The sequence below is a fragment of the Flavobacterium plurextorum genome, assembly GCF_024638035.1.
In the GTDB taxonomy this organism is placed as follows: domain Bacteria; phylum Bacteroidota; class Bacteroidia; order Flavobacteriales; family Flavobacteriaceae; genus Flavobacterium; species Flavobacterium plurextorum.
In genome coordinates, this window is record NZ_CP100442.1 from 1,728,008 (window position 1) to 1,748,850 (window position 20,843).

General features: G+C 34.2%; 14 protein-coding genes. 13 read left to right on the plus strand and 1 reads right to left on the minus strand.

Annotation, left to right across the window (positions count from 1 at the left end; genetic code table 11):
• Nucleotides 1-5: 5 nt before the first annotated feature.
• A complete protein-coding gene (gene nusA, locus NLG42_RS07885) occupies nucleotides 6-1,259 on the plus strand; it encodes a transcription termination factor NusA (RefSeq protein WP_089052704.1) in 1,254 nt (417 codons plus the stop codon).
• Between the two features lie 59 nt (nucleotides 1,260-1,318).
• Nucleotides 1,319-4,198, plus strand: a complete 2,880-nt coding sequence (infB, locus tag NLG42_RS07890) for a translation initiation factor IF-2 (RefSeq protein ID WP_089057583.1) — start codon at nucleotides 1,319-1,321, stop codon at nucleotides 4,196-4,198.
• Between the two features lie 1,237 nt (nucleotides 4,199-5,435).
• Here the strand turns inward: infB and NLG42_RS07895 are convergent.
• Nucleotides 5,436-5,825 (minus strand): SPOR domain-containing protein, encoded by a 390-nt coding sequence (locus NLG42_RS07895; RefSeq protein ID WP_089057585.1) that lies wholly within the window; start codon nucleotides 5,823-5,825, stop codon nucleotides 5,436-5,438.
• A gap of 219 nt (nucleotides 5,826-6,044) precedes the next feature.
• Here NLG42_RS07895 and NLG42_RS07900 point away from each other — a divergent pair, with 219 nt between their 5' ends.
• The 11 genes from NLG42_RS07900 (at nucleotide 6,045) to queG (ending at nucleotide 20,835) form a co-directional block, all read left to right on the plus strand.
• Nucleotides 6,045-7,373 carry a c-type cytochrome gene (locus tag NLG42_RS07900; protein ID WP_089057586.1) on the plus strand — a complete coding sequence of 443 codons (1,329 nt, stop codon included), beginning with the start codon at nucleotides 6,045-6,047 and terminating at the stop codon, nucleotides 7,371-7,373.
• 32 nt (nucleotides 7,374-7,405) lie between these two features.
• On the plus strand, nucleotides 7,406-10,459 hold the full coding sequence (locus NLG42_RS07905) for a TAT-variant-translocated molybdopterin oxidoreductase (protein WP_257683432.1): 3,054 nt from the start codon (nucleotides 7,406-7,408) through the stop codon (nucleotides 10,457-10,459).
• Between the two features lie 34 nt (nucleotides 10,460-10,493).
• Entirely contained in the window at nucleotides 10,494-11,897 is a 1,404-nt protein-coding gene (gene nrfD / locus NLG42_RS07910; protein WP_089052709.1) for an NrfD/PsrC family molybdoenzyme membrane anchor subunit, read from the plus strand.
• The gene (locus NLG42_RS07915) at nucleotides 11,890-12,414 is read left to right on the plus strand and encodes a DUF3341 domain-containing protein (RefSeq protein ID WP_089052710.1); all 525 of its coding nucleotides are present in this window, start codon (nucleotides 11,890-11,892) and stop codon (nucleotides 12,412-12,414) included. Before nrfD ends, NLG42_RS07915 begins: the two co-directional genes overlap by 8 nt.
• Nucleotides 12,415-12,422: 8 nt before the next feature.
• Nucleotides 12,423-12,968 carry a c-type cytochrome gene (locus NLG42_RS07920; protein ID WP_089052711.1) on the plus strand — a complete coding sequence of 182 codons (546 nt, stop codon included), beginning with the start codon at nucleotides 12,423-12,425 and terminating at the stop codon, nucleotides 12,966-12,968.
• Between the two features lie 27 nt (nucleotides 12,969-12,995).
• Nucleotides 12,996-14,390: a cation-translocating P-type ATPase gene (locus tag NLG42_RS07925; protein WP_089057589.1), complete on the plus strand. Its 1,395-nt coding sequence runs from the start codon at nucleotides 12,996-12,998 to the stop codon at nucleotides 14,388-14,390.
• 19 nt (nucleotides 14,391-14,409) lie between these two features.
• Nucleotides 14,410-15,600, plus strand: coding sequence for a cytochrome c oxidase subunit II (locus NLG42_RS07930; RefSeq protein ID WP_089057590.1), 1,191 nt, complete (start codon nucleotides 14,410-14,412; stop codon nucleotides 15,598-15,600).
• Nucleotides 15,601-15,630: 30 nt separating this feature from the next.
• Nucleotides 15,631-17,433 (plus strand): cytochrome c oxidase subunit I, encoded by a 1,803-nt coding sequence (locus NLG42_RS07935; protein ID WP_089052714.1) that lies wholly within the window; start codon nucleotides 15,631-15,633, stop codon nucleotides 17,431-17,433.
• A 104-nt stretch (nucleotides 17,434-17,537) separates the two neighbouring features.
• The gene (gene ruvB / locus NLG42_RS07940; RefSeq protein ID WP_089057591.1) at nucleotides 17,538-18,560 is read left to right on the plus strand and encodes a Holliday junction branch migration DNA helicase RuvB; all 1,023 of its coding nucleotides are present in this window, start codon (nucleotides 17,538-17,540) and stop codon (nucleotides 18,558-18,560) included.
• 5 nt (nucleotides 18,561-18,565) lie between these two features.
• Entirely contained in the window at nucleotides 18,566-19,915 is a 1,350-nt protein-coding gene (locus tag NLG42_RS07945) for a cytochrome P450 (RefSeq protein WP_257683433.1), read from the plus strand.
• Complete coding sequence (gene queG, locus NLG42_RS07950) at nucleotides 19,909-20,835, plus strand: tRNA epoxyqueuosine(34) reductase QueG (protein WP_257683434.1); 927 nt, start codon at nucleotides 19,909-19,911, stop codon at nucleotides 20,833-20,835. Before NLG42_RS07945 ends, queG begins: the two co-directional genes overlap by 7 nt.
• Nucleotides 20,836-20,843 lie beyond the last annotated feature (8 nt).

Here is a 20,843-nt window from a genome sequence, read left to right on the forward strand (position 1 = left end):
TTCGCATGGAAAATTTAGCATTAATCGATTCATTCTCAGAGTTTAAAGACAATAAACTTATTGATCGTGTAACGCTTATGGCAATTTTAGAGGACGTGTTTAGAAATGCATTAAAGAAAAAATACGGTTCTGATGATAACTTCGACATCATTATAAATCCTGATAAAGGAGATATGGAGATCTGGAGAAGAAGAGTAATTGTTGCTGACGAAGATCTTGATTTTGAAAACGAAGAGATTACTTTGACTGAAGCAAGAATGATCGAAGCGGATTTTGAAATTGGCGAAGAAGTTTCTGAAGAGGTTAAATTGATTGATTTAGGGAGAAGAGCTATTTTGGCTTTGCGACAAAACTTAATATCTAAAATTCACGAGCACGATAATACAAATCTTTATAAGCAATTTAAAGATATTATTGGTGATATATATACTGCAGAAGTACACCACGTACGTCCTAGAGTAGTTATCTTGGTTGATGATGAAGGAAACGAAATTGTGCTTCCGAAAGAAAAACAAATTCCGTCTGACTTTTTCCGTAAAGGAGATAATGTTCGTGGAATTATTGAAAGCGTTGAATTAAAAGGAAACAAGCCTCAAATTATTATGTCTAGAACTTCTGAGAAGTTCTTAGAAAAATTATTTGAACAAGAAATTCCTGAAGTATTCGACGGTTTGATTACAGTTAAAAATGTAGTGCGTATTCCAGGTGAAAAAGCAAAAGTTGCGGTAGATTCTTATGATGATAGAATTGATCCAGTTGGAGCTTGTGTTGGTATGAAAGGTTCTCGTATTCACGGTATTGTTCGTGAATTAGGAAATGAGAATATTGATGTTATCAATTATACAAACAACATTCAATTGTTTATTACAAGAGCATTAAGTCCGGCGAAAGTTTCTTCAATCAAAATTGATGAGGAAAACAAAAGAGCTGAAGTGTTCTTGAAATTAGAAGAAGTTTCTAAAGCGATTGGTAGAGGTGGTCACAATATTAAATTAGCGGGTCAGTTGACGGGTTATGAATTAGATGTTATTCGTGAAGGTGATGTTGCTGGTACAGTTGCAGATGAAGACGATGTTGAATTAACAGAGTTTTCAGATGAAATTGAAGAATGGGTAATCGAAGAATTTGCTAAGATAGGTTTAGATACTGCAAAAAGTATTTTAAAACAAGAAGTAGAAGATTTAGTAAGAAGAACAGATTTGGAAGAGGAAACGATTCTAGATGTTATGAAGATACTAAAAGAAGAGTTTGACAGCTAGTTAACAGCTGAAGTCTGGCTCTAACAACACAACGAAAAAGGTAATAATAAAAAGGTTATATGTCTGAAGAGAGAGTAATAAGAATAAATAAGGTTTTAAGGGAATTAAATATCTCGTTAGAAAGAGCTGTTGATTATCTAAAAGATAAGGGTATTGCTATTGATGCAAATCCAAACGCGAAAATTTCTGATAGTGAGTTTAATATCCTGCAAAGCCAATTTGCGGGCGATAAGGGGAATAAGGAAGCTTCTAAAGAGGTTGGAGAAGAGAAAAGAAAAGAAAAAGAAGCATTACGTGTAGAGCGTGAGAAAGAAATTGAAGACAAACGCAGACAAGACGAGGAGCGCCAAAAGCAACAGGAGATTATAAAAGCGAGAGCAGTTGTAACTGGACCTGTGCAAGTAGGTAAAATAGATTTAAATCCGAAGAAACCTGCAGTTGTTTCTACTCCTATTGAGGAGCCAGTTAAAGCTGAAGAGCCAAAAGCAGTTATTACTCCAACTCAACCAGAAAAACCAGTTCAGAAAGAAGTTGTACAGCCTGAGCCAGCGGCTCCTGTAGTTTCTGAAGAGAAAAAGGTAGAGAAACCTATTATTACAGAGAAAAAAGAAGTTAAAGCTGAAGTTTCTAAAACAGCGCAAGAGCCTATTGTTTCAACAGATCCTGCAACTGCCGAAGAAACGATCACAACTCAATATCAGAAATTATCTGGAACAACTCTTACGGGGCAAACAATTGATTTATCTCAATTTAATAAGCCTAAGAAAAAGAAAGAAGATCCTAAAATTACGCCTAATAAACCGGGTGCGCCAGGAGTTGGGAATAATGCTAATAAAAATAAGCGTAAAAGGATTGCTCCTAAACCGGGAACTCCAGGAGCGCCAAAACCTCAAGGAGCTGGTAATGCACCAGGAACTCCAAATCCTAATAAAATCACGCCAAACAATGGTGGTGGCGGATTTAATGCAAATAGAAGTGCGAGACCTGGTTTTGTAAAAGGAAACCGTCCTGCTATTGTAGCAAAAGTTGAGCCTACTGAAGAAGAAGTAAAAAACCAAATTAGAGAGACTCTTGAAAAACTTCAAGGTAAAGGAGGGAAATCTAAAGCGGCTAAATATAGAAGAGATAAAAGAGAAACGCACCGTCAGAAATCTGATGATGAGCAAAGAGCTCTTGACGAAGGAAGTAAAACAATTAAAGTTACTGAATTTGTTACTGTAGGTGAAATTGCGATCATGATGGATGTGCCGATTACAAAAGTAATTGGAACTTGTATGTCTTTAGGTATAATGGTTACGATGAATCAGCGTTTAGATGCTGAGACATTAACAATTGTAGCTGATGAATTTGGCTACGAAGTTGAGTTTATTACTGTTGATATCGAGGAAGCTATTGAGGTAGTTGAGGATAAAGAAGAAGATTTAGTAACTAGAGCGCCTATTGTTACTGTAATGGGTCACGTTGACCACGGTAAAACATCTTTACTGGATTATATCCGTAAAGAAAATGTTATCGCTGGAGAGTCGGGTGGTATTACGCAGCACATTGGAGCATATGGAGTTACTCTTGATAATGGTCAGAAAATCGCATTCTTAGATACTCCAGGTCACGAGGCGTTTACCGCGATGCGTGCACGTGGAGCTCAAGTTACGGATATCGCTATTATCGTAGTAGCTGCGGATGATGATATCATGCCGCAAACAAAAGAAGCAATTTCTCACGCACAAGCTGCGGGAGTGCCAATTATATTCGCAATCAATAAAATTGATAAACCAAATGCTAATGTTGAGAAAATCAAAGAGCGCTTGGCTAGTATGAATTTACTTGTTGAAGATTGGGGTGGAAAAATTCAGTCACATGATATTTCTGCAAAAGTTGGAACAGGAGTAAAAGAACTATTAGAGAAAGTTTTATTAGAAGCTGAGATTTTAGATTTAAAAGCTAATCCAAATAAGGCTGCGCAAGGAAGTGTTGTAGAGGCTTTCTTAGATAAAGGAAAGGGTTATGTTTCAACAGTTTTAGTACAACAAGGTACTTTGAAAATTGGAGATTATATGCTTGCTGGAAAACATCATGGAAAAGTTAAAGCAATGCATGATGAGCGTGGACATACTGTTTTAGAAGCAGGTCCTTCGACTCCGGTATCTGTTTTAGGTTTAGATGGTGCTGCGACTGCGGGTGATAAATTCAATGTATTTGAAGATGAGAAAGAAGCAAAACAAATTGCATCTAAGCGTTCTCAATTAATGCGTGAACAATCTGTACGTACACAACGTCATATTACACTTGATGAAATTGGACGTCGTATCGCTCTTGGTCAGTTTAAAGAATTGAATGTAATTCTTAAAGGAGACGTTGATGGATCTGTTGAGGCATTATCAGATTCGTTCTCTAAACTTTCTACTGAAGAAATTCAAATTAATATTATCCATAAAGGTGTTGGGGCAATTACAGAAACTGATGTTATGTTGGCTTCTGCTTCTGATGCAATCATTATCGGATTTAACGTTCGTCCTGCTGGAAATGCTAGACAGCTTGCTGATAAGGAAGAAATTGATATCCGTTACTATTCTATTATTTATGCGGCTATCGATGACTTGAAAGATGCAATGGAAGGAATGTTAGCTCCTGAAATGAAAGAGGAGATTTTAGGAACAGCTGAGATTCGTGAGATTTTCAAAATTTCTAAAGTTGGTTCGATTGCAGGATGTATGGTAACTGACGGTAAGATTTTAAGAAGCTCTAAAATTAGAGTTATTAGAGATGGAGTTGTAGTACACACAGGAGAATTAGTTGCTTTAAAACGTTTCAAAGATGATGTTAAAGAAGTTTCTAAAGGTTATGATTGTGGTATTCAAATTAAAGGTTTCAATGATATTGAAATGAATGATGTTATTGAAGCTTATCACGAAGTTGCTATCAAAAAGAAATTGAAGTAAAATCAAAATATGTTTAAAAAAAAGTCTCGAATGTTCGAGACTTTTTTTTGTTTTAATTTTTAGCTGAATGCGTCTTTTTTGAAATAAATAGTTAAGATGATTTTTGGTTTGGTAATAAATTGAAAAGTCTGTGTAAAGTTGTTTAGGGACAATTTTTTTTTTTTTTTTAAAACTGGTTTGTTTTATTTTATGATGTAAAATAGATAGTTGAGGATGATGTTTATTTTGATTAAAGGGGTGTTTGTTTCTTTGAGAGTTTTGTTTCGTTAATGGTTCGGTGTGGAAATTGGTTATTCTTGTGGGAATTAATAAAAGGTGGTTTTGTGCTTACTGTGGTTAATGTGTATTGTTCTGTTGTGAATGTAGTGCTTTTAGATAAGTAGGGAAGAAAAGAGTGGATTGAATGTTATGAAAGCGGATTATTAATGATTTTATAAAATGAGATGAAAAATAATTCAGATTATCAATAGGCTGAGTGGATAGGATTTAATTTGACTAATAATGTTGCGGGTAAATTGTGTCTTAAGATAATTATGCATGGTCTGCTCTGTGATTTTTCGTCTCAGGAAGAATTGTTGGATGGTTTTGTGTTGTTTGAGTCTTTGTCAGTTTTGGTTTCTGATGCTTTTAAGTTGAATTTGGAGTATCTAAATAAGTCTTTTGAGTTTGGGGATGATGAAAGTGGTTTGCGATGCTGATTTACTCTTTGAATTTGTCTTGAGCGTTCAGATTAGTGAGGTGAATACGGCAAGCTTTATATGATTATGTGTCGAGGAATAAAGGATGCAGGATTGTTTATATTATGCTGTGGATATTATTACGATAGGGGGTATTTATTTGTTTTTAATAATGAAACAAGCTGCGCGTAGATTGAGTAGTGATCTTGTTGAAAGTTGGTTCTTTTCTTTCTGGAAATGTAGTTTTTTTGTCAGGCTTGTTTGTTAGTTTTTGCTGTATATTTTTGATAAAGAAGGAATGATGTTAGGGAAAGTCACATTGTTTGTGTTGTGTGTAGATATATTGATGTAGAAGAGGGGAGTATTTTGACAAGTGCAACTGTAGGGTTTCTTGATTCTAATGTGAACTTTTAGGTAGATTTGGCAGGAGTGAAAGGAGAGATGTTTGATTGTTTAGACGTAATTGATGTTGATTAGTGGATTGGAGAAAAGTGATAAAACAAGAAAAGCAACTCTATTTAGAGTTGCTTTTCTTGTTTTAATTTGGGTTAAATAGTGTGCTATTTGTTGGGTTTTAATAAAAATACATTTTTGTATTTTTTCTTGATGTCGGCCAAATTTCTTTCTGCTTCTATTCTAGATTTAAAACTGCCTACGATTACTTTGTAATTTGGCGTATTGAAAATTATTGTGCCGTCAATGTTTGAATATTCTCTTTTAAAGTCGGATAGTGTTTTTTTTGCTTCTTCGCTTTTTCCGCTGAAGATTTGAATTCTATAAGAATCATTTGTACTTATTGATGTGTTAAATTTGCGTTTCTCATTCAGTAACTGCTCGAATTTAGGATCTTGATTTACTGTTAAATTTTGATCTTGAGCATTAATGTTTAGAGCTAACGTTAACATTGCTAGTGTTAAGAAAACTTTTTTTGAAGGGGTTAAAATTCTCATAATGTGATGGTTTTTGTGCAAAAATACTATTTAAAGTTTGTATGTAAAATTTTAATATTATTTAGAATTGATATAAATTGATATTTAAGAGTATTTTAAGGTTTTGAGAATAGTTCATAAGTCGTATTTTTGTGCAAGTTTTAAAAGAAGGTATTAATTTTAGTCTGATTTACTACAGAAAAAATCATACCAAAAATTAGTAGATAATTATTATACTATATGAAAAAGGTGGGTAACCATAATTCGATCTCCAGAAAATTATTACTTAGTTTATCGCTAACGTTAATTTTCTCCCTAACTTCATTTGCTCAAGATCCTGCTGCTCCTGCGGCTCCTGAAGCTGCGGCTCCTGCTGCTGCTACGGGCGGTGATCCAGTAAAAGGGAAAGAACTTTTTAATGCAAATTGCGCTGCATGTCACAAATTAGATGCTAAATCAACAGGTCCTGCTTTAAGAGGAATTGCGGATAAGCATGATAAAGCTTGGCTTTATAAATGGGTGCATAACAGTTCTGACATGATTAAGTCAGGTGATCCTGTTGCGGTTAAACTTTTTGAGGAAAATAATAAGGCAGTAATGACTTCATTTCCTCAATTATCTGAAGGCGATATTGATAATATTATTGCTTTTACTTCTGAGAAAAAAGCTGAGCCAGCTGCTGGTGCGCCTGGAACTGTTCCTCCTGGTCAAAAAGTTGAAGGTGGAGGTATTTCTAATAATATTATTTTAGGAGCTCTTGCTCTTGTGATGGGTATTTTAGTTGTTATGTTGTTCATGGTGAACAAGGTTTTAACTAAAGTAGCTAGTAATAACGGAATTGAAGTTGCGCCAAAAGAAGGTAGAACTCCAATTTGGAAAGCTTTTGCTAAAAATCAATTTTTAGTTTTAGTTACTTCAATATTTTTACTTTTAGCTAGTGGTTATTTTGTATACGGATACTTGATGCAGGTAGGTGTTGATCAAAATTATGAGCCAATTCAGCCAATTCACTATTCTCACAAAATTCACGCTGGAGATAATGAGATCAATTGTAAATATTGTCACTCTGCTGCACGTGTAAGTAAAACTGCTGGTATTCCTTCATTAAATGTTTGTATGAACTGTCATAAAAATATTTCTGAAGTTGCTGAGACTACTGCTACTGCAGAGTACAGTAAAGCATTCTACGATGGAGAAATTCAAAAATTATATGATGCTGTTGGATGGGATAAGACTAAGCAAGCTTATACTGGAAAAACTAAGCCTGTAAAATGGGTTCGTATTCATAATCTTCCTGATTTTGTTTATTTCAATCACTCTCAACACGTTTCTGTTGCGGGAGTTGAATGTCAAACTTGTCACGGTCCGGTACAAGAATTTGAAATCATGAAGCAATACTCTAAATTAACAATGGGATGGTGTGTTGATTGCCATAGAAAAACTGATGTTAAGATGGAAGGAAATGCATACTATGATAAAATTCATGCTGAACTTTCTAAAAAATACGGTGTAGAGAAATTAACTGCAGCGCAAATGGGAGGTTTAGAATGCGGTAAATGCCACTATTAATCGAATTATTAAGATTTTAATATTTATATACAATGTCATCAAACAAAAAATACTGGAAAAGTGTTGAAGAACTAGAAAATAGTTCTATTGTTGAGGCGCTTAGAAATAACGAATTTGTTGAAGAGATTCCTACAGATGAATTCTTAGGAAATGCAGATGCTTTAGCTACATCTGGAACTTCACGTCGTGACTTTTTAAAGTACGTAGGATTTAGTACTGCGGCAGTTACACTTGCTGCTTGTGAAGGTCCTGTGCACAAGTCTATCCCTTATGTATTACAACCAGAGCAAATCATTCCTGGTGTTGCAGATTTTTATGCAACTACTGTTTTTGATGGTTTTGATTTTGCAAACCTTTTGGTAAAAACTCGTGAGGGTCGTCCAATTAAAATTGAGAACAATACTATTTCTGGAGCTAAATTTTCTGCTAATGCTAGAATTCATGCATCTATCTTAGGATTATATGATAGTATGCGTTTGAAAGAGCCTAAATTAGATGGAAAAAATAGTAGCTGGTCAGCAGTTGATTTAAAAATTAAATCAAGTTTAGCTGATGCAAAAGCAAAAGGAGGTCAAGTAGTATTATTAACAAATACATTAGCAAGTCCATCTACTGAGAAATTAATAGGTGAGTTTATTGCTAAAAATCCAAATGCTAAACATGTAGTTTACGATGCGGTTTCTTCATCTGATGCGTTAGATGCTTTTGAAACTGTTTATGGTGAAAGAGCTTTAGTAGATTGTGATTTTTCAAAAGCTTCATTAATTGTATCTGTTGGTGCTGATTTCTTAGGAGATTGGCAAGGTGGTGGGTATGATGCTGGATATGCAAAAGGGCGTATTCCTCAAAACGGAAAAATGTCTCGTCATTTTCAGTTTGAATCAAATATGACATTATCTGGAGCTGCAGCTGATAAGCGTGTTCCAATGACGACAGCTGATCAAAAACAAGCTTTAGTTCAGATTTATAATGTTGTTGTTGGGGGTTCGGTTCCAGTTTCTTTAGATGCTAAGTTTAAAGCGGAAGTTGAAAAAGCAGCGCAACAATTAAAAGCAGCTGGTTCTAAAGGAATTTTAGTGTCTGGCTTAGAAGATAAGAATGCGCAATTATTAGTTTTAGCTATTAATCAAGCATTGTCTAGTGAGGCTTTTAATACAGCTGAAACAAGACAAATTAGAAAAGGTTCTAACGCTGTAGTTGCTCAATTATTAAAAGATATGAATGCAGGAAGTGTTCATACTTTAATTATGAGTGGTGTTAATCCTGTTTATACTTTAGCTGATTCTGCTTCTTTTGTTTCTGGATTGAAAAAAGTTAAAACGTCAGTTGCTTTATCTTTAAAAGAAGATGAAACTGCTGCTATATCAACAATTGCTGCACCAGTTCCTCATTATTTAGAGTCTTGGGGAGATTTGGTGATTACAAAAGGAACATATAGTTTAACACAACCTACAATTCGTCCAATCTTTGATACAAAACAACTTCAAGACGTTTTATTGTCATTGAATGGTGTTGCAGGGAATTTCTACGATTACCTTAAAGCTAATTCAGGGTCAATTATTGCAGGATCTTCTTGGAACAAAGTTTTACATGATGGTGTTTTTGTATACGGTTCAAGTGCTTTAAATGGTGGTTCTTATGATTACGCAGGTGCTGCAAGTGCACTTTCAAAATCAAAAGCTGCTGGAGAGCTTGAATTAGTTTTGTATACTAAAACTGGAATGGGAGACGGACAACATGCAAACAATCCTTGGTTGCAAGAGTTTCCAGATCCAATCACAAGAGTTTCATGGGATAACTATATTACAGTTTCTAATGCTGATGCAAAGAAATTTAATTTATCAAACGAAATTGTTGCAAATGGAGGTTTGAATGGTAGTTATGCTACTATTACTACTGCAGATGGAACTAAATTAGAAAATGTGCCGGTAATTGTTCAGCCAGGACAAGCAGTTGGTACAGTTGGTTTAGCTGTAGGTTACGGTCGTAAAGCGGCTTTAAAAGAAGAAATGCAAGTAGGTATTAATGCTTACGCTTTATATAAAAACTTCAATAATGTTCAAGCTGTTTCTATTGTAAAAGCTAATGGAGAGCATGAGTTTGCTTGTGTTCAAGGGCAAAAAACATTAATGGGAAGAGGAGATATTATTAAAGAAACAACTTTAAAAATCTTTAATACTGAAGATGCTAAACATTGGAACGAACAACCAATGGTATCTTTAGATCACCAAGAAGTTGAAGCTACTACTGTTGATTTATGGGAATCATTTGATCGTTCTACTGGACATCACTTTAACTTATCAATCGACTTGAACGCTTGTACTGGATGTGGAGCATGTGTTATTGCTTGTCATGCAGAAAATAACGTTCCTGTAGTAGGTAAATCTGAGGTTAGAAGAAGTCGTGATATGCACTGGTTGCGTATTGATAGATATTATTCTTCTGAAAGTACTTTTGCTGGGGATAACGAAAGAAAAGAAGGTATTGCTGGTTTGTCTAGTTCATTGTCTACATTCAATGAAATGGAAAAACCTGGGGATAATCCTCAAGTAGCATTCCAACCTGTAATGTGTCAGCACTGTAATCACGCACCTTGTGAAACAGTTTGTCCGGTTGCCGCGACTTCACACGGTCGTCAAGGTCAAAACCACATGGCATACAACAGATGTGTTGGTACTCGTTACTGTGCTAATAACTGTCCTTATAAAGTTCGTCGTTTTAACTGGTTCTTATACAACAAAAACAGTGAATTCGATTATCACATGAATGATGATTTAGGTCGTATGGTATTAAATCCAGACGTAAATGTACGTTCACGTGGTGTTATGGAAAAATGTTCTATGTGTATTCAAATGACACAAGCTACTATATTAAATGCTAAAAAAGAAGGCCGTTCAATTGTTGATGGAGAATTCCAAACAGCTTGTTCAAGTGCTTGTTCTTCTGGAGCAATGATATTTGGTGATGTTAATGATGCCGAAAGTAAAGTTGCTAAATTAGCAGCTGATGATAGATCATATCATTTATTAGAGCATGTAGGAACAAAACCTAATGTGGTTTACCATGTTAAAGTTAGAAATACTTAGAATAAATTATTAATAAGAAACAATATAAAGGATTATGTCGTCTCACTACGAAGCACCCATTAGAAAACCTTTAGTTATAGGTGATAAATCATATCACGATGTAACTGTAGATGTGGCAGCACCTGTTGAAGGTCCTGCAAATAAACAATGGTGGATTGTATTTTCAATCGCATTAATAGCCTTCCTTTGGGGGTTAGGTTGTATAATTTACACCGTATCTACCGGTATTGGAACATGGGGATTAAATAAAACAGTTGGCTGGGCTTGGGATATTACTAACTTCGTTTGGTGGGTTGGTATTGGTCACGCTGGAACTTTGATTTCTGCAGTACTATTACTTTTCCGTCAACGTTGGAGAATGGCTATTAACCGTTCTGCGGAAGCAATGACTATTTTCTCAGTAGTTCAAGCAGGTTTATTTCCAATTATTCACATGGGACGTCCATGGTTAGCATACTGGGTTTTACCTATTCCAAATCAGTTTGGATCTTTATGGGTAAACTTTAACTCACCATTACTTTGGGACGTATTCGCGATTTCTACTTATCTTTCGGTATCATTAGTTTTCTGGTGGACTGGTTTATTGCCTGATTTCGCAATGCTTCGTGATAGAGCTATAACTCCTTTTAACAAAAGAGTTTATTCTATCTTAAGTTTTGGATGGAGTGGTAGAGCTAAAGATTGGCAGCGTTTTGAAGAAGTATCATTGGTATTAGCTGGTTTAGCAACTCCTCTTGTACTTTCTGTACACACAATTGTATCGATGGACTTTGCTACTTCTGTAATTCCAGGATGGCATACAACAATTTTCCCTCCATACTTCGTTGCTGGAGCGGTATTCTCAGGATTTGCAATGGTAAACACATTGTTGATTGTTATGAGAAAAGTTTCTAATCTTGAAGCATATATCACATTGCAGCATATTGAATTAATGAATATCATTATTATGATTACAGGTTCGATCGTTGGTGTAGCTTATATCACTGAGTTATTCGTGGCTTGGTATTCTGGAGTAGAGTATGAGCAATATGCATTCTTAAACAGAGCTACTGGACCTTACTGGTGGGCATATTGGTCAATGATGACTTGTAACGTTTTCTCTCCACAATTTATGTGGTTCAAAAAACTAAGAACAAGTATCATGTTTTCATTTATTATTTCGATTGTGGTAAACATCGGAATGTGGTTTGAAAGATTCGTAATTATTGTTACTTCTTTACATAGAGATTATCTTCCATCTTCTTGGACAATGTTCTCACCAACATTTGTTGATATTGGAATTTTCATCGGAACAATTGGTTTCTTCTTTGTATTGTTTTTATTATACTCTAGAACATTCCCTGTAATTGCGCAGGCAGAGGTTAAAACAATTCTAAAAGGAACAGGAGATAATTACATTAGAGAAAGAGCAAAAAATAAAGATTCACATCATGAGTAATAAAGTAATATACGCCATTTATAATGACGATGATATTTTGATGGATGCAGTAAAGAAAACTAGAGCTGCGCATCATCATATTGAAGAGGTTTTTACTCCATTTCCTGTTCACGGATTGGATAAAGCAATGGGTTTAGCACCAACAAGATTAGCAATTTGTTCTTTTCTTTACGGATGTGTTGGTATTTCATTTGCTACATTTATGATGAGTTATATCATGATTCACGATTGGCCGCAAGATATTGGAGGTAAGCCTAGTTTTAGCTTCATTCAAAACATGCCTTCTTTTGTGCCTATTATGTTTGAGATGACTGTGTTTTTTGCTGCCCACTTAATGGTTATTACTTTTTATATGAGAAGTAGATTATGGCCTTTTAAAGAAGCTGAAAATCCAGATGTGAGAACAACAGATGACCATTTTTTAATGGAAGTTGCTGTGAATAATAATGAAGCAGAACTAGTTACTTTTTTCGAAGGAACTGGAGCTGTTGAAGTTAAAGTAATTGAAAAGAATTAATTGTAGCTATGAAAAGGATATATAAAATAACACTTTTAGTTGGTATAACTATTTTAGTTTCATCTTGCCACAATAATTCGGCACCAAACTATCAGTATTTCCCTAATATGTATGAGTCTTTGGCATATGAGCCATATGCAGAAGCAAAAGTATTTAAGGGTGGTAAAGAAGGACAGCTTCCTGTAGAAGGAACTATCAATAGAGGTTTTGAGCCTTATGAGTATGAAAATTCAACTGCAGGTTATGAATTGGCGAAAGCTAATTTAAAATCGCCTTTGACTGAAGCAGAAAAAAGTTCTGAAAAAGGAAAAGAACTTTTCGATATTTACTGTATAAGCTGCCATGGTGCAACTGGAAATGGTAAAGGTAAATTAGTTGAAAGAGAGAAATTTCTTGGAGTACCTAGCTATAAAGACAGAGAGATTACAGAAGGAAGTATCTTTCATGTTGAGACTTATGGTTTAAATGCAATGGGTTCGCATGCAAATCAATTAAGTGCCCACGAACGTTGGTTAGTTGCTGACTATGTTCTAAAACTAAAAAGCCAATTATAATTGTTGAACAAACTGATCGTAATAGATATGTATACATTTTCAAGTAAATTAAAAACTTTTTCTTTCATCCTAATGATCGTTGGTATATTAGGAATAGGATATGGTTTTTTAACTGCTCCTAAAGATATTCAAGAAGTTGAAAAAATTCTTGCTGCAGATGCACATGGTTCTCATGGTACTGCGCATGAAGCAACAGCAGAAGCTTCTCATGCAGAAGCTGGACATCACGAAACTGCTGAGGCATCTCATGATTCACATAAAGGTGGTGAACATGCAAAAGTTAATGCCGCTGATGAACATACAGAACATTTAAACCATGTACTGCACCAATTACAAAATAAACCATGGTCTGCATTATATGTAGCTTGTATTTTCTTTTTGTTGCTTTCAATGGGGGTTTTAGCATTTTATGCTATTCAACAAGTTGCACAAGCAGGTTGGTCTCCAGTTTTGTTTAGAGTAATGCAGGGTATTACTGCTTATTTACCAGTTGGTTCTGTAATTTTCTTTATTATTTTGGTTCTTTGCGGACTACATTTTAATCATATTTTTGTATGGTTAGGGGAAGGTGTTACAGATCCAAAAAGTCCTAATTATGATGCAATTATTGCTGGAAAATCAGGTTATTTAAACTTTCCATTTTGGATTGTTAGAGCTGGTATCTTTTTATTAGGATGGAATTTATATAACTATTTCTCAAGAAAGAATTGTTTAGCTCAAGATGAAGCAAATGATGATTTATACTATAAAAAGAACTTTAAGGCATCAGCTGGATTCTTAGTATTCTTTATCGTATCTGAATCTATTATGTCTTGGGATTGGATTATGTCATTTGACCCACACTGGTTTAGTACATTATTCGGATGGTATGTTTTTGCTTCTTTCTTTGTAAGCGGAATTACTACTATTGCTTTAGTGACTATTTATTTAAAATCTAAAGGATATTTAGAGTTTGTTAATACAAGCCATATTCATGATTTAGCTAAATTTATGTTTGGTATTAGTATTTTCTGGACGTACTTATGGTTCTCTCAGTTTATGTTAATCTGGTACGCTAATATTCCTGAGGAGGTTACTTATTTCATCACAAGAATTCAATTATATAACTTGCCATTCTTTGGTGCTGTCGTTATGAATTTTGTTTTTCCATTATTAATCTTAATCAATACTGATTTCAAACGTCTTAGCTGGATTATTGTAATGGCTGGTATTGTTATTTTATTAGGACATTATATTGATTTCTTTAATATGATTATGCCTGGTACAGTAGGAGATAAATGGTTTATTGGAGTTTCTGAAATTGCGTCTATTCTTTTCTTTTTAGGATTGTTTATTTTTACAGTATTTACTGCATTAACTAAATCTCCTTTACTTGCAAAAAGAAATCCTTTCATAGAAGAAAGTAAACATTTTCATTATTAATATTTAAAGAAATAAACAGATGACAAGTTTGTTGGTAATTGTAGTTTTAGTTTTATTAGCAGTTGCATTATGGCAATTGACCAAGATATTTGATCTTACTCAAGTAGGATCTTCTTCGGACGATTCCCAGGTTGCATCAGATAATGATAATAATATTCAGGGATATATTATGTTTGGCTTTTTAGCTTTCATTTATATATTTACTATTTATGGTTTACTAAAATGGGGTAAATTAGTACTTCATACGCCAGCTTCTGAGCATGGGCTTTTGGTAGATAATTTGATGAATATTACTTGGGTATTAATTTTTACAGTTCAAGTAATTACTCAAGGATTATTACATTGGTTTTCTTTTAAAAATAGAGGACATAAAGATAAAAAAGCTTTATTCTTTGCAGATAGTAATAAATTAGAAGCGATTTGGAGTATTATTCCATCAGTAGTTTTAGCTTGTTTAATTCTTTATGGATTATATGCTTGGAATAATATCATGTTTGTTGATAAAGATGAAGATGTTGTAGAGATTGAATTATATGCTCAACAGTTTAAATGGACGGCAAGATATGCAGGTCAAGATAATGTTTTAGGAAAAGCAAACGTGCGTTTGATTGAAGGTATTAATACATTAGGAGTTGATATGTCAGATCCTAATTCTCAAGATGACATTGTTGTTTCTGAGCTTCATATTCCTAAAGGTAAAAAAGTGCATTTCAAAATGCGTTCTCAGGACGTTCTGCATTCAGCTTATTTTCCTCACTTTAGAGCACAGATGAACTGTGTGCCTGGTATGGTAACTGAGTTTGCTTTTGTTCCAACTTATACTACTGCTGAATACAGAGAGTTGCCATTTATGGTTGAGAAAGTTGCAAACATCAACAAATTAAGAGCTGAAAAAAGTATTGAGTTAGTTGCAAAAGGTGGTACAGCTTTAGATCCTTACACATTTGATTATTTATTATTATGTAATAAAATTTGTGGAGCTTCACACTATAACATGCAAATGAAAGTTATTGTAGATACTCCAGAAGAATATAAAAAATGGTTAAGCGAGAAAACTACTTTAGCTCAGGATATTAAAGCGGCAGCAGCTGCTAAAAAGCCTGAAGCAGAAGGTGCTGCACCAAGTGATACTACTGCAAAAGTTATCGATACTGTAAAAGCGGTTGTAGATACTGTAAAAGCAGCTGTAGCTAAAGTTGCGATGAAATAATATTATTAAGAAAATTTAAAGTACACATATATGTCAGCAGAAGCGCACGGTCACGATCACGGACACGATCACGAGCACGAACATCATCATAAAGACACGTTCATTACTAAATATATTTTTAGTATTGATCACAAAATGATCGCTAAGCAATACTTGATTACAGGTATTATCATGGGGATTATTGGTATCGCTATGTCTTTGCTTTTCAGAATGCAATTGGCTTGGCCAGAAGAGTCTTTTAAAATCTTTAATGTTTTATTAGGAGACAAATTTGCACCTGATGGTGTAATGGCAAATGATATTTATCTAGCTTTAGTTACAATTCATGGTACCATTATGGTATTCTTTGTACTGACAGCTGGTTTAAGCGGAACTTTTAGTAACTTACTTATTCCGCTTCAAATTGGAGCGCGAGATATGGCTTCTGGATTTATGAATATGATTTCATACTGGTTGTTCTTTTTATCTGCTGTAGTTATGTTATGTTCTTTATTTGTTGAAGCTGGACCAGCTTCTGCAGGTTGGACAATTTATCCACCATTAAGCGCTTTACCACAAGCAATTCCAGGTTCTGGAACAGGTATGACTTTATGGTTAGTTTCGATGGCTATCTTTATTGCATCTTCATTAATGGGATCATTAAATTACATTGTTACTGTTATCAATTTGAGAACTAAAGGTATGTCTATGACTAGACTTCCTCTTACAATCTGGACATTTTTTGTAACAGCAATTATTGGTGTTATTTCATTCCCAGTATTATTATCAGCTGCTTTATTATTGATTTTTGATAGAAGTTTCGGTACTTCATTCTTCTTATCTGATATTTATATTGCAGGAGAGGTTTTACATTACCAAGGAGGTTCTCCGGTATTGTTCGAACACTTATTTTGGTTCTTAGGACACCCTGAAGTTTACATCGTAATTTTACCAGCAATGGGACTTGTTTCTGAAATTATGGCTACGAATTCTCGTAAACCAATTTTCGGATATAGAGCGATGATTATGTCAGTTCTTGCAATTGCATTCTTATCTACTATTGTATGGGGTCACCACATGTTTATCTCAGGTATGAATCCTTTCTTAGGATCTGTATTTACTTTTACAACTTTATTGATTGCAATTCCTTCAGCTGTAAAAGCTTTTAACTGGATTACAACTTTATGGAAAGGTAACTTACAGTTTAACCCTGCAATGTTATTCTCTATCGGAATGGTTTCTACTTTCATTACTGGAGGTTTAACAGGAATCATTTTAGGAGATAGTACTTTAGATATTAACGTTCACGATACTTACTTTGTAATTGCTCACTTTCACTTAGTAATGGGTATCTCTGCACTTTACGGAATGTTTGCTGGTATTTACCACTGGTTCCCTAAAATGTACGGAAGAATGTTAAATAAAAACTTAGGTTATATTCACTTCTGGATTACTGCAGTTTGTGCTTATGGAGTTTTCTTTCCAATGCACTTTATTGGATTAGCTGGTTTACCAAGACGTTATTATACAAATACTAACTTCCCATTGTTTGATGATTTACAAAATGTGAATGTTTTAATTACAACATTCGCTCTTGTAGGAGGAGCTTTCCAATTAGTATTTTTATACAACTTCTTTAGCAGCATTTTCTACGGTAAGAAAGCAGTTCAAAATCCTTGGAGATCTACAACATTAGAGTGGACAACTCCTGTTGAGCATATTCACGGAAACTGGCCAGGTGAAATTCCTCATGTATACCGTTGGCCGTATGACTATAGTAACCCAAATCATGATGTAGATTTTGTTCCTCAAAATGTACCAATGAAAGAAGGTGAAGAAGTTTTACACCACTAAAATATTAGAAAGACTGTCAGATGACAGTCTTTTTTTTATGCGTTTATTTTTAGCGGTTAGATATTACTGTTTAGATACTGATTTACTTTGTATATCTTTGTAAAATGAATGAGAATTTAGATCCAACGACCAAAGGATATAACCCAGAAGAATTAGATCTTGAAAAAAGATTGCGCCCATTGTCATTTGATGACTTTGCTGGACAAGATCAGGTTTTAGAAAACTTAAAAGTTTTTGTTGCTGCTGCAAATCAACGTGGCGAAGCGCTTGATCATGCTTTGTTTCATGGACCTCCTGGACTTGGAAAAACTACTTTGGCAAATATTCTGGCAAATGAATTGGAGGTAGGAATCAAGATTACATCTGGACCTGTTTTAGATAAACCAGGTGATTTAGCTGGATTGTTAACAAATCTAGATGAAAGAGATGTTTTATTCATTGATGAAATTCATCGTTTGAGCCCTATAGTTGAAGAATATTTATATTCGGCAATGGAAGATTTCAAGATTGATATTATGATCGAATCTGGTCCAAATGCTAGAACCGTACAAATCAATTTGAACCCTTTTACTTTGATTGGAGCGACAACTCGTTCGGGATTGTTAACGGCTCCAATGAGAGCTCGTTTCGGGATTTCATCTCGATTACAATATTATTCTACTGAACTTTTGACAACAATTGTCGAAAGGAGTGCTGGGATATTAAAAATGCCTATAGATCTTGAAGCGGCAATTGAAATTGCAGGCCGAAGCCGAGGTACTCCTCGTATTGCAAATGCATTATTGCGACGAGTTCGTGATTTTGCGCAGATAAAAGGTAACGGAACTATTGATATTGAGATTTCTCGTTACGCGTTAAAAGCTTTAAACGTTGATGCTCATGGTTTAGATGAAATGGATAATAAAATATTATTGACTATTATCAATAAGTTTAAAGGTGGGCCGGTAGGTCTTTCTACTTTGGCAACAGCTGTATCTGAAAGCAGCGAGACTATAGAAGAAGTCTATGAACCTTTTTTAATTCAAGAAGGATTTATTATGCGTACGCCTCGCGGACGTGAAGTTACTGATAAGGCATATAAACATTTAGGTAAAATAAATACAAATATTCAAGGAGGTTTGTTTTAGCTGTTATGTCTAATAATGTAAAATATAATTACCCAAATAAATTATCAATTGTTCGGTTTTTTAAAGATGCTGAGGGAGTTCGAAGAAATCCAATTCCTTTTCATAAAAAGTATTTTGAGAAATTTGGTGACTCTTTTTCTATTAGAATTGGTTTCTCAAAACATATCATTTTGTCGAGAGATAATGAAATTGCACAATATATTTTAGTTAAGAATCAAAAGAATTACAACAAATCGAAGTTTCAATCTGTATATCTTTCCAAGTATTTAGGGAAAGGTCTTTTAACCAGCGATGGTGATTTTTGGTTAAAACAAAGACGTCTTATCCAACCTGCATTTCATAAACAAAAAATGAATCAATTGGTTGACAATATGAATACAGCTATTATTGTAGAATTGGATAATTTAATTGAAGATAAGTCAATAGATCTTTTCCCAATTATGAGTAATCTGGCTTTTAATGTTGTTGCGAAATCTTTGTTTCAATTGTCAACTGCAGAAAATAAATTCGAGCGAATTAAATTTATCATTGAGGAAGTTCAGAATTTTTTAATCAAGGAAATTAGACTTCCGCATAAAGCTTGGTGGTTCTCAATGAGTGGCCAAGTAAAAAATCATCTCAAGTTAGCCGAAGAGAATAATAGTATTATTCGTGAAATTATCGAGGAAAGAAAAGCTTCAAAGGAAGAGATAAATGATTTATTGAATATGCTTTTAGAAACTAGATATGAAGATACTGGTGAAAGCATGTCTGTGGAACAATTAATTGATGAAATTAAAGTTTTGTTTATTGCGGGACATGAAACGACTGCAAATGCTTTAACATTTACACTTCATTTGTTAGGCAGCAATCCAAAAGTGCAGCAAAAGGTTTTTGAAGAAATTAGTCAAATTGAATCGCAAACTGACAATGTGATAGAACAACTTCAAAAAATGACCTATTTGAATGCCGTTTTAAACGAATCTATGCGTTTATATCCGCCAGCTTGGATTACAGATAGACAGAATCTTGAAGATGATTCTCTTGGCCTGTTTAAAATAAAGAAAGACACGCTGATAGGAGTTTCTTTTTATGAATTGCACCGTAATCCTAAATATTGGAATGATCCAGATGAATTTATTCCTGAACGATTTTTGGGAGAGCAAAGAAAGGAATCAATGAAATATTTTTATCCTTTTGGAGCTGGACCAAGAATGTGTATTGGGACTGGATTTGCTATTTACGAAATGTGTCTTACGATATCGCAAATTGTAAAAATGTATTTCATTAAATCTAATGACGACGTAATTCAATTTAATCCGTTGATTACTTTAAAACCTGTTAATGTTAAAGTTTCATTCTCTAAAAGATGCTGATTAATTCTAAAGAGACATATTCAAAATTTATTAAATCAGAAGCTAAACGACTTGGTTTTATTTCATGTGGAATATCGAAAGCTGGTTTTTTAGAAGAAGAAGCTCCACGACTTGAGAAATATCTGAAAAACAACTATAATGGTCAAATGACCTATATGGAAAATCATTTTGATAAGAGACTTGATCCAACTTTATTGGTTGATGATGCAAAAAGTGTCGTCTCTCTTTTACTTAATTACTATCCTTCAGAAATTCAAAATGAGGAAAGTTTTAAAATTTCTAAATACGCCTACGGTCAGGATTATCATTTTGTGATAAAAGAAAAATTAAAGGAATTTCTTCATTCCATTCAAGAAAATATTGGTGAAGTTTCTGGCCGCGCTTTTGTTGATTCAGCACCAGTTTTGGATAAGGCCTGGGCTGCGAAAAGTGGTTTAGGATGGATTGGAAAAAGCAGTAATTTAATAACTCAAAAAGTAGGTTCTTTTTATTTTATAGCAGAACTTATCTTAGATTTAGAGTTAGAATATGACTATGCAGTAACAGATCATTGTGGTTCTTGTACAGCTTGTATCGATGCTTGTCCTACACAAGCTATAGTTGCTCCATATGTGGTTGATGGCAGTAAATGTATATCTTATTACACTATTGAATTAAAAGAAAATATTCCCTATGAAATGAAAGGGAAATTTGATGAATGGATGTTTGGATGTGACACTTGTCAAGATGTTTGTCCTTGGAATCGATTTTCAAAACCACATTCAGAGCCATTGTTTAATTCAAATCCTGAATTACTTTCTTTCTCTAAAAAGGATTGGCTTGAAATTACCGAAGAAACTTTTCGGTTAGTCTTCAAAAATTCGCCTATAAAAAGAACCAAATTTGATGGACTTAAGCGAAATATAAATTTTCTAAAATAAATTTACTT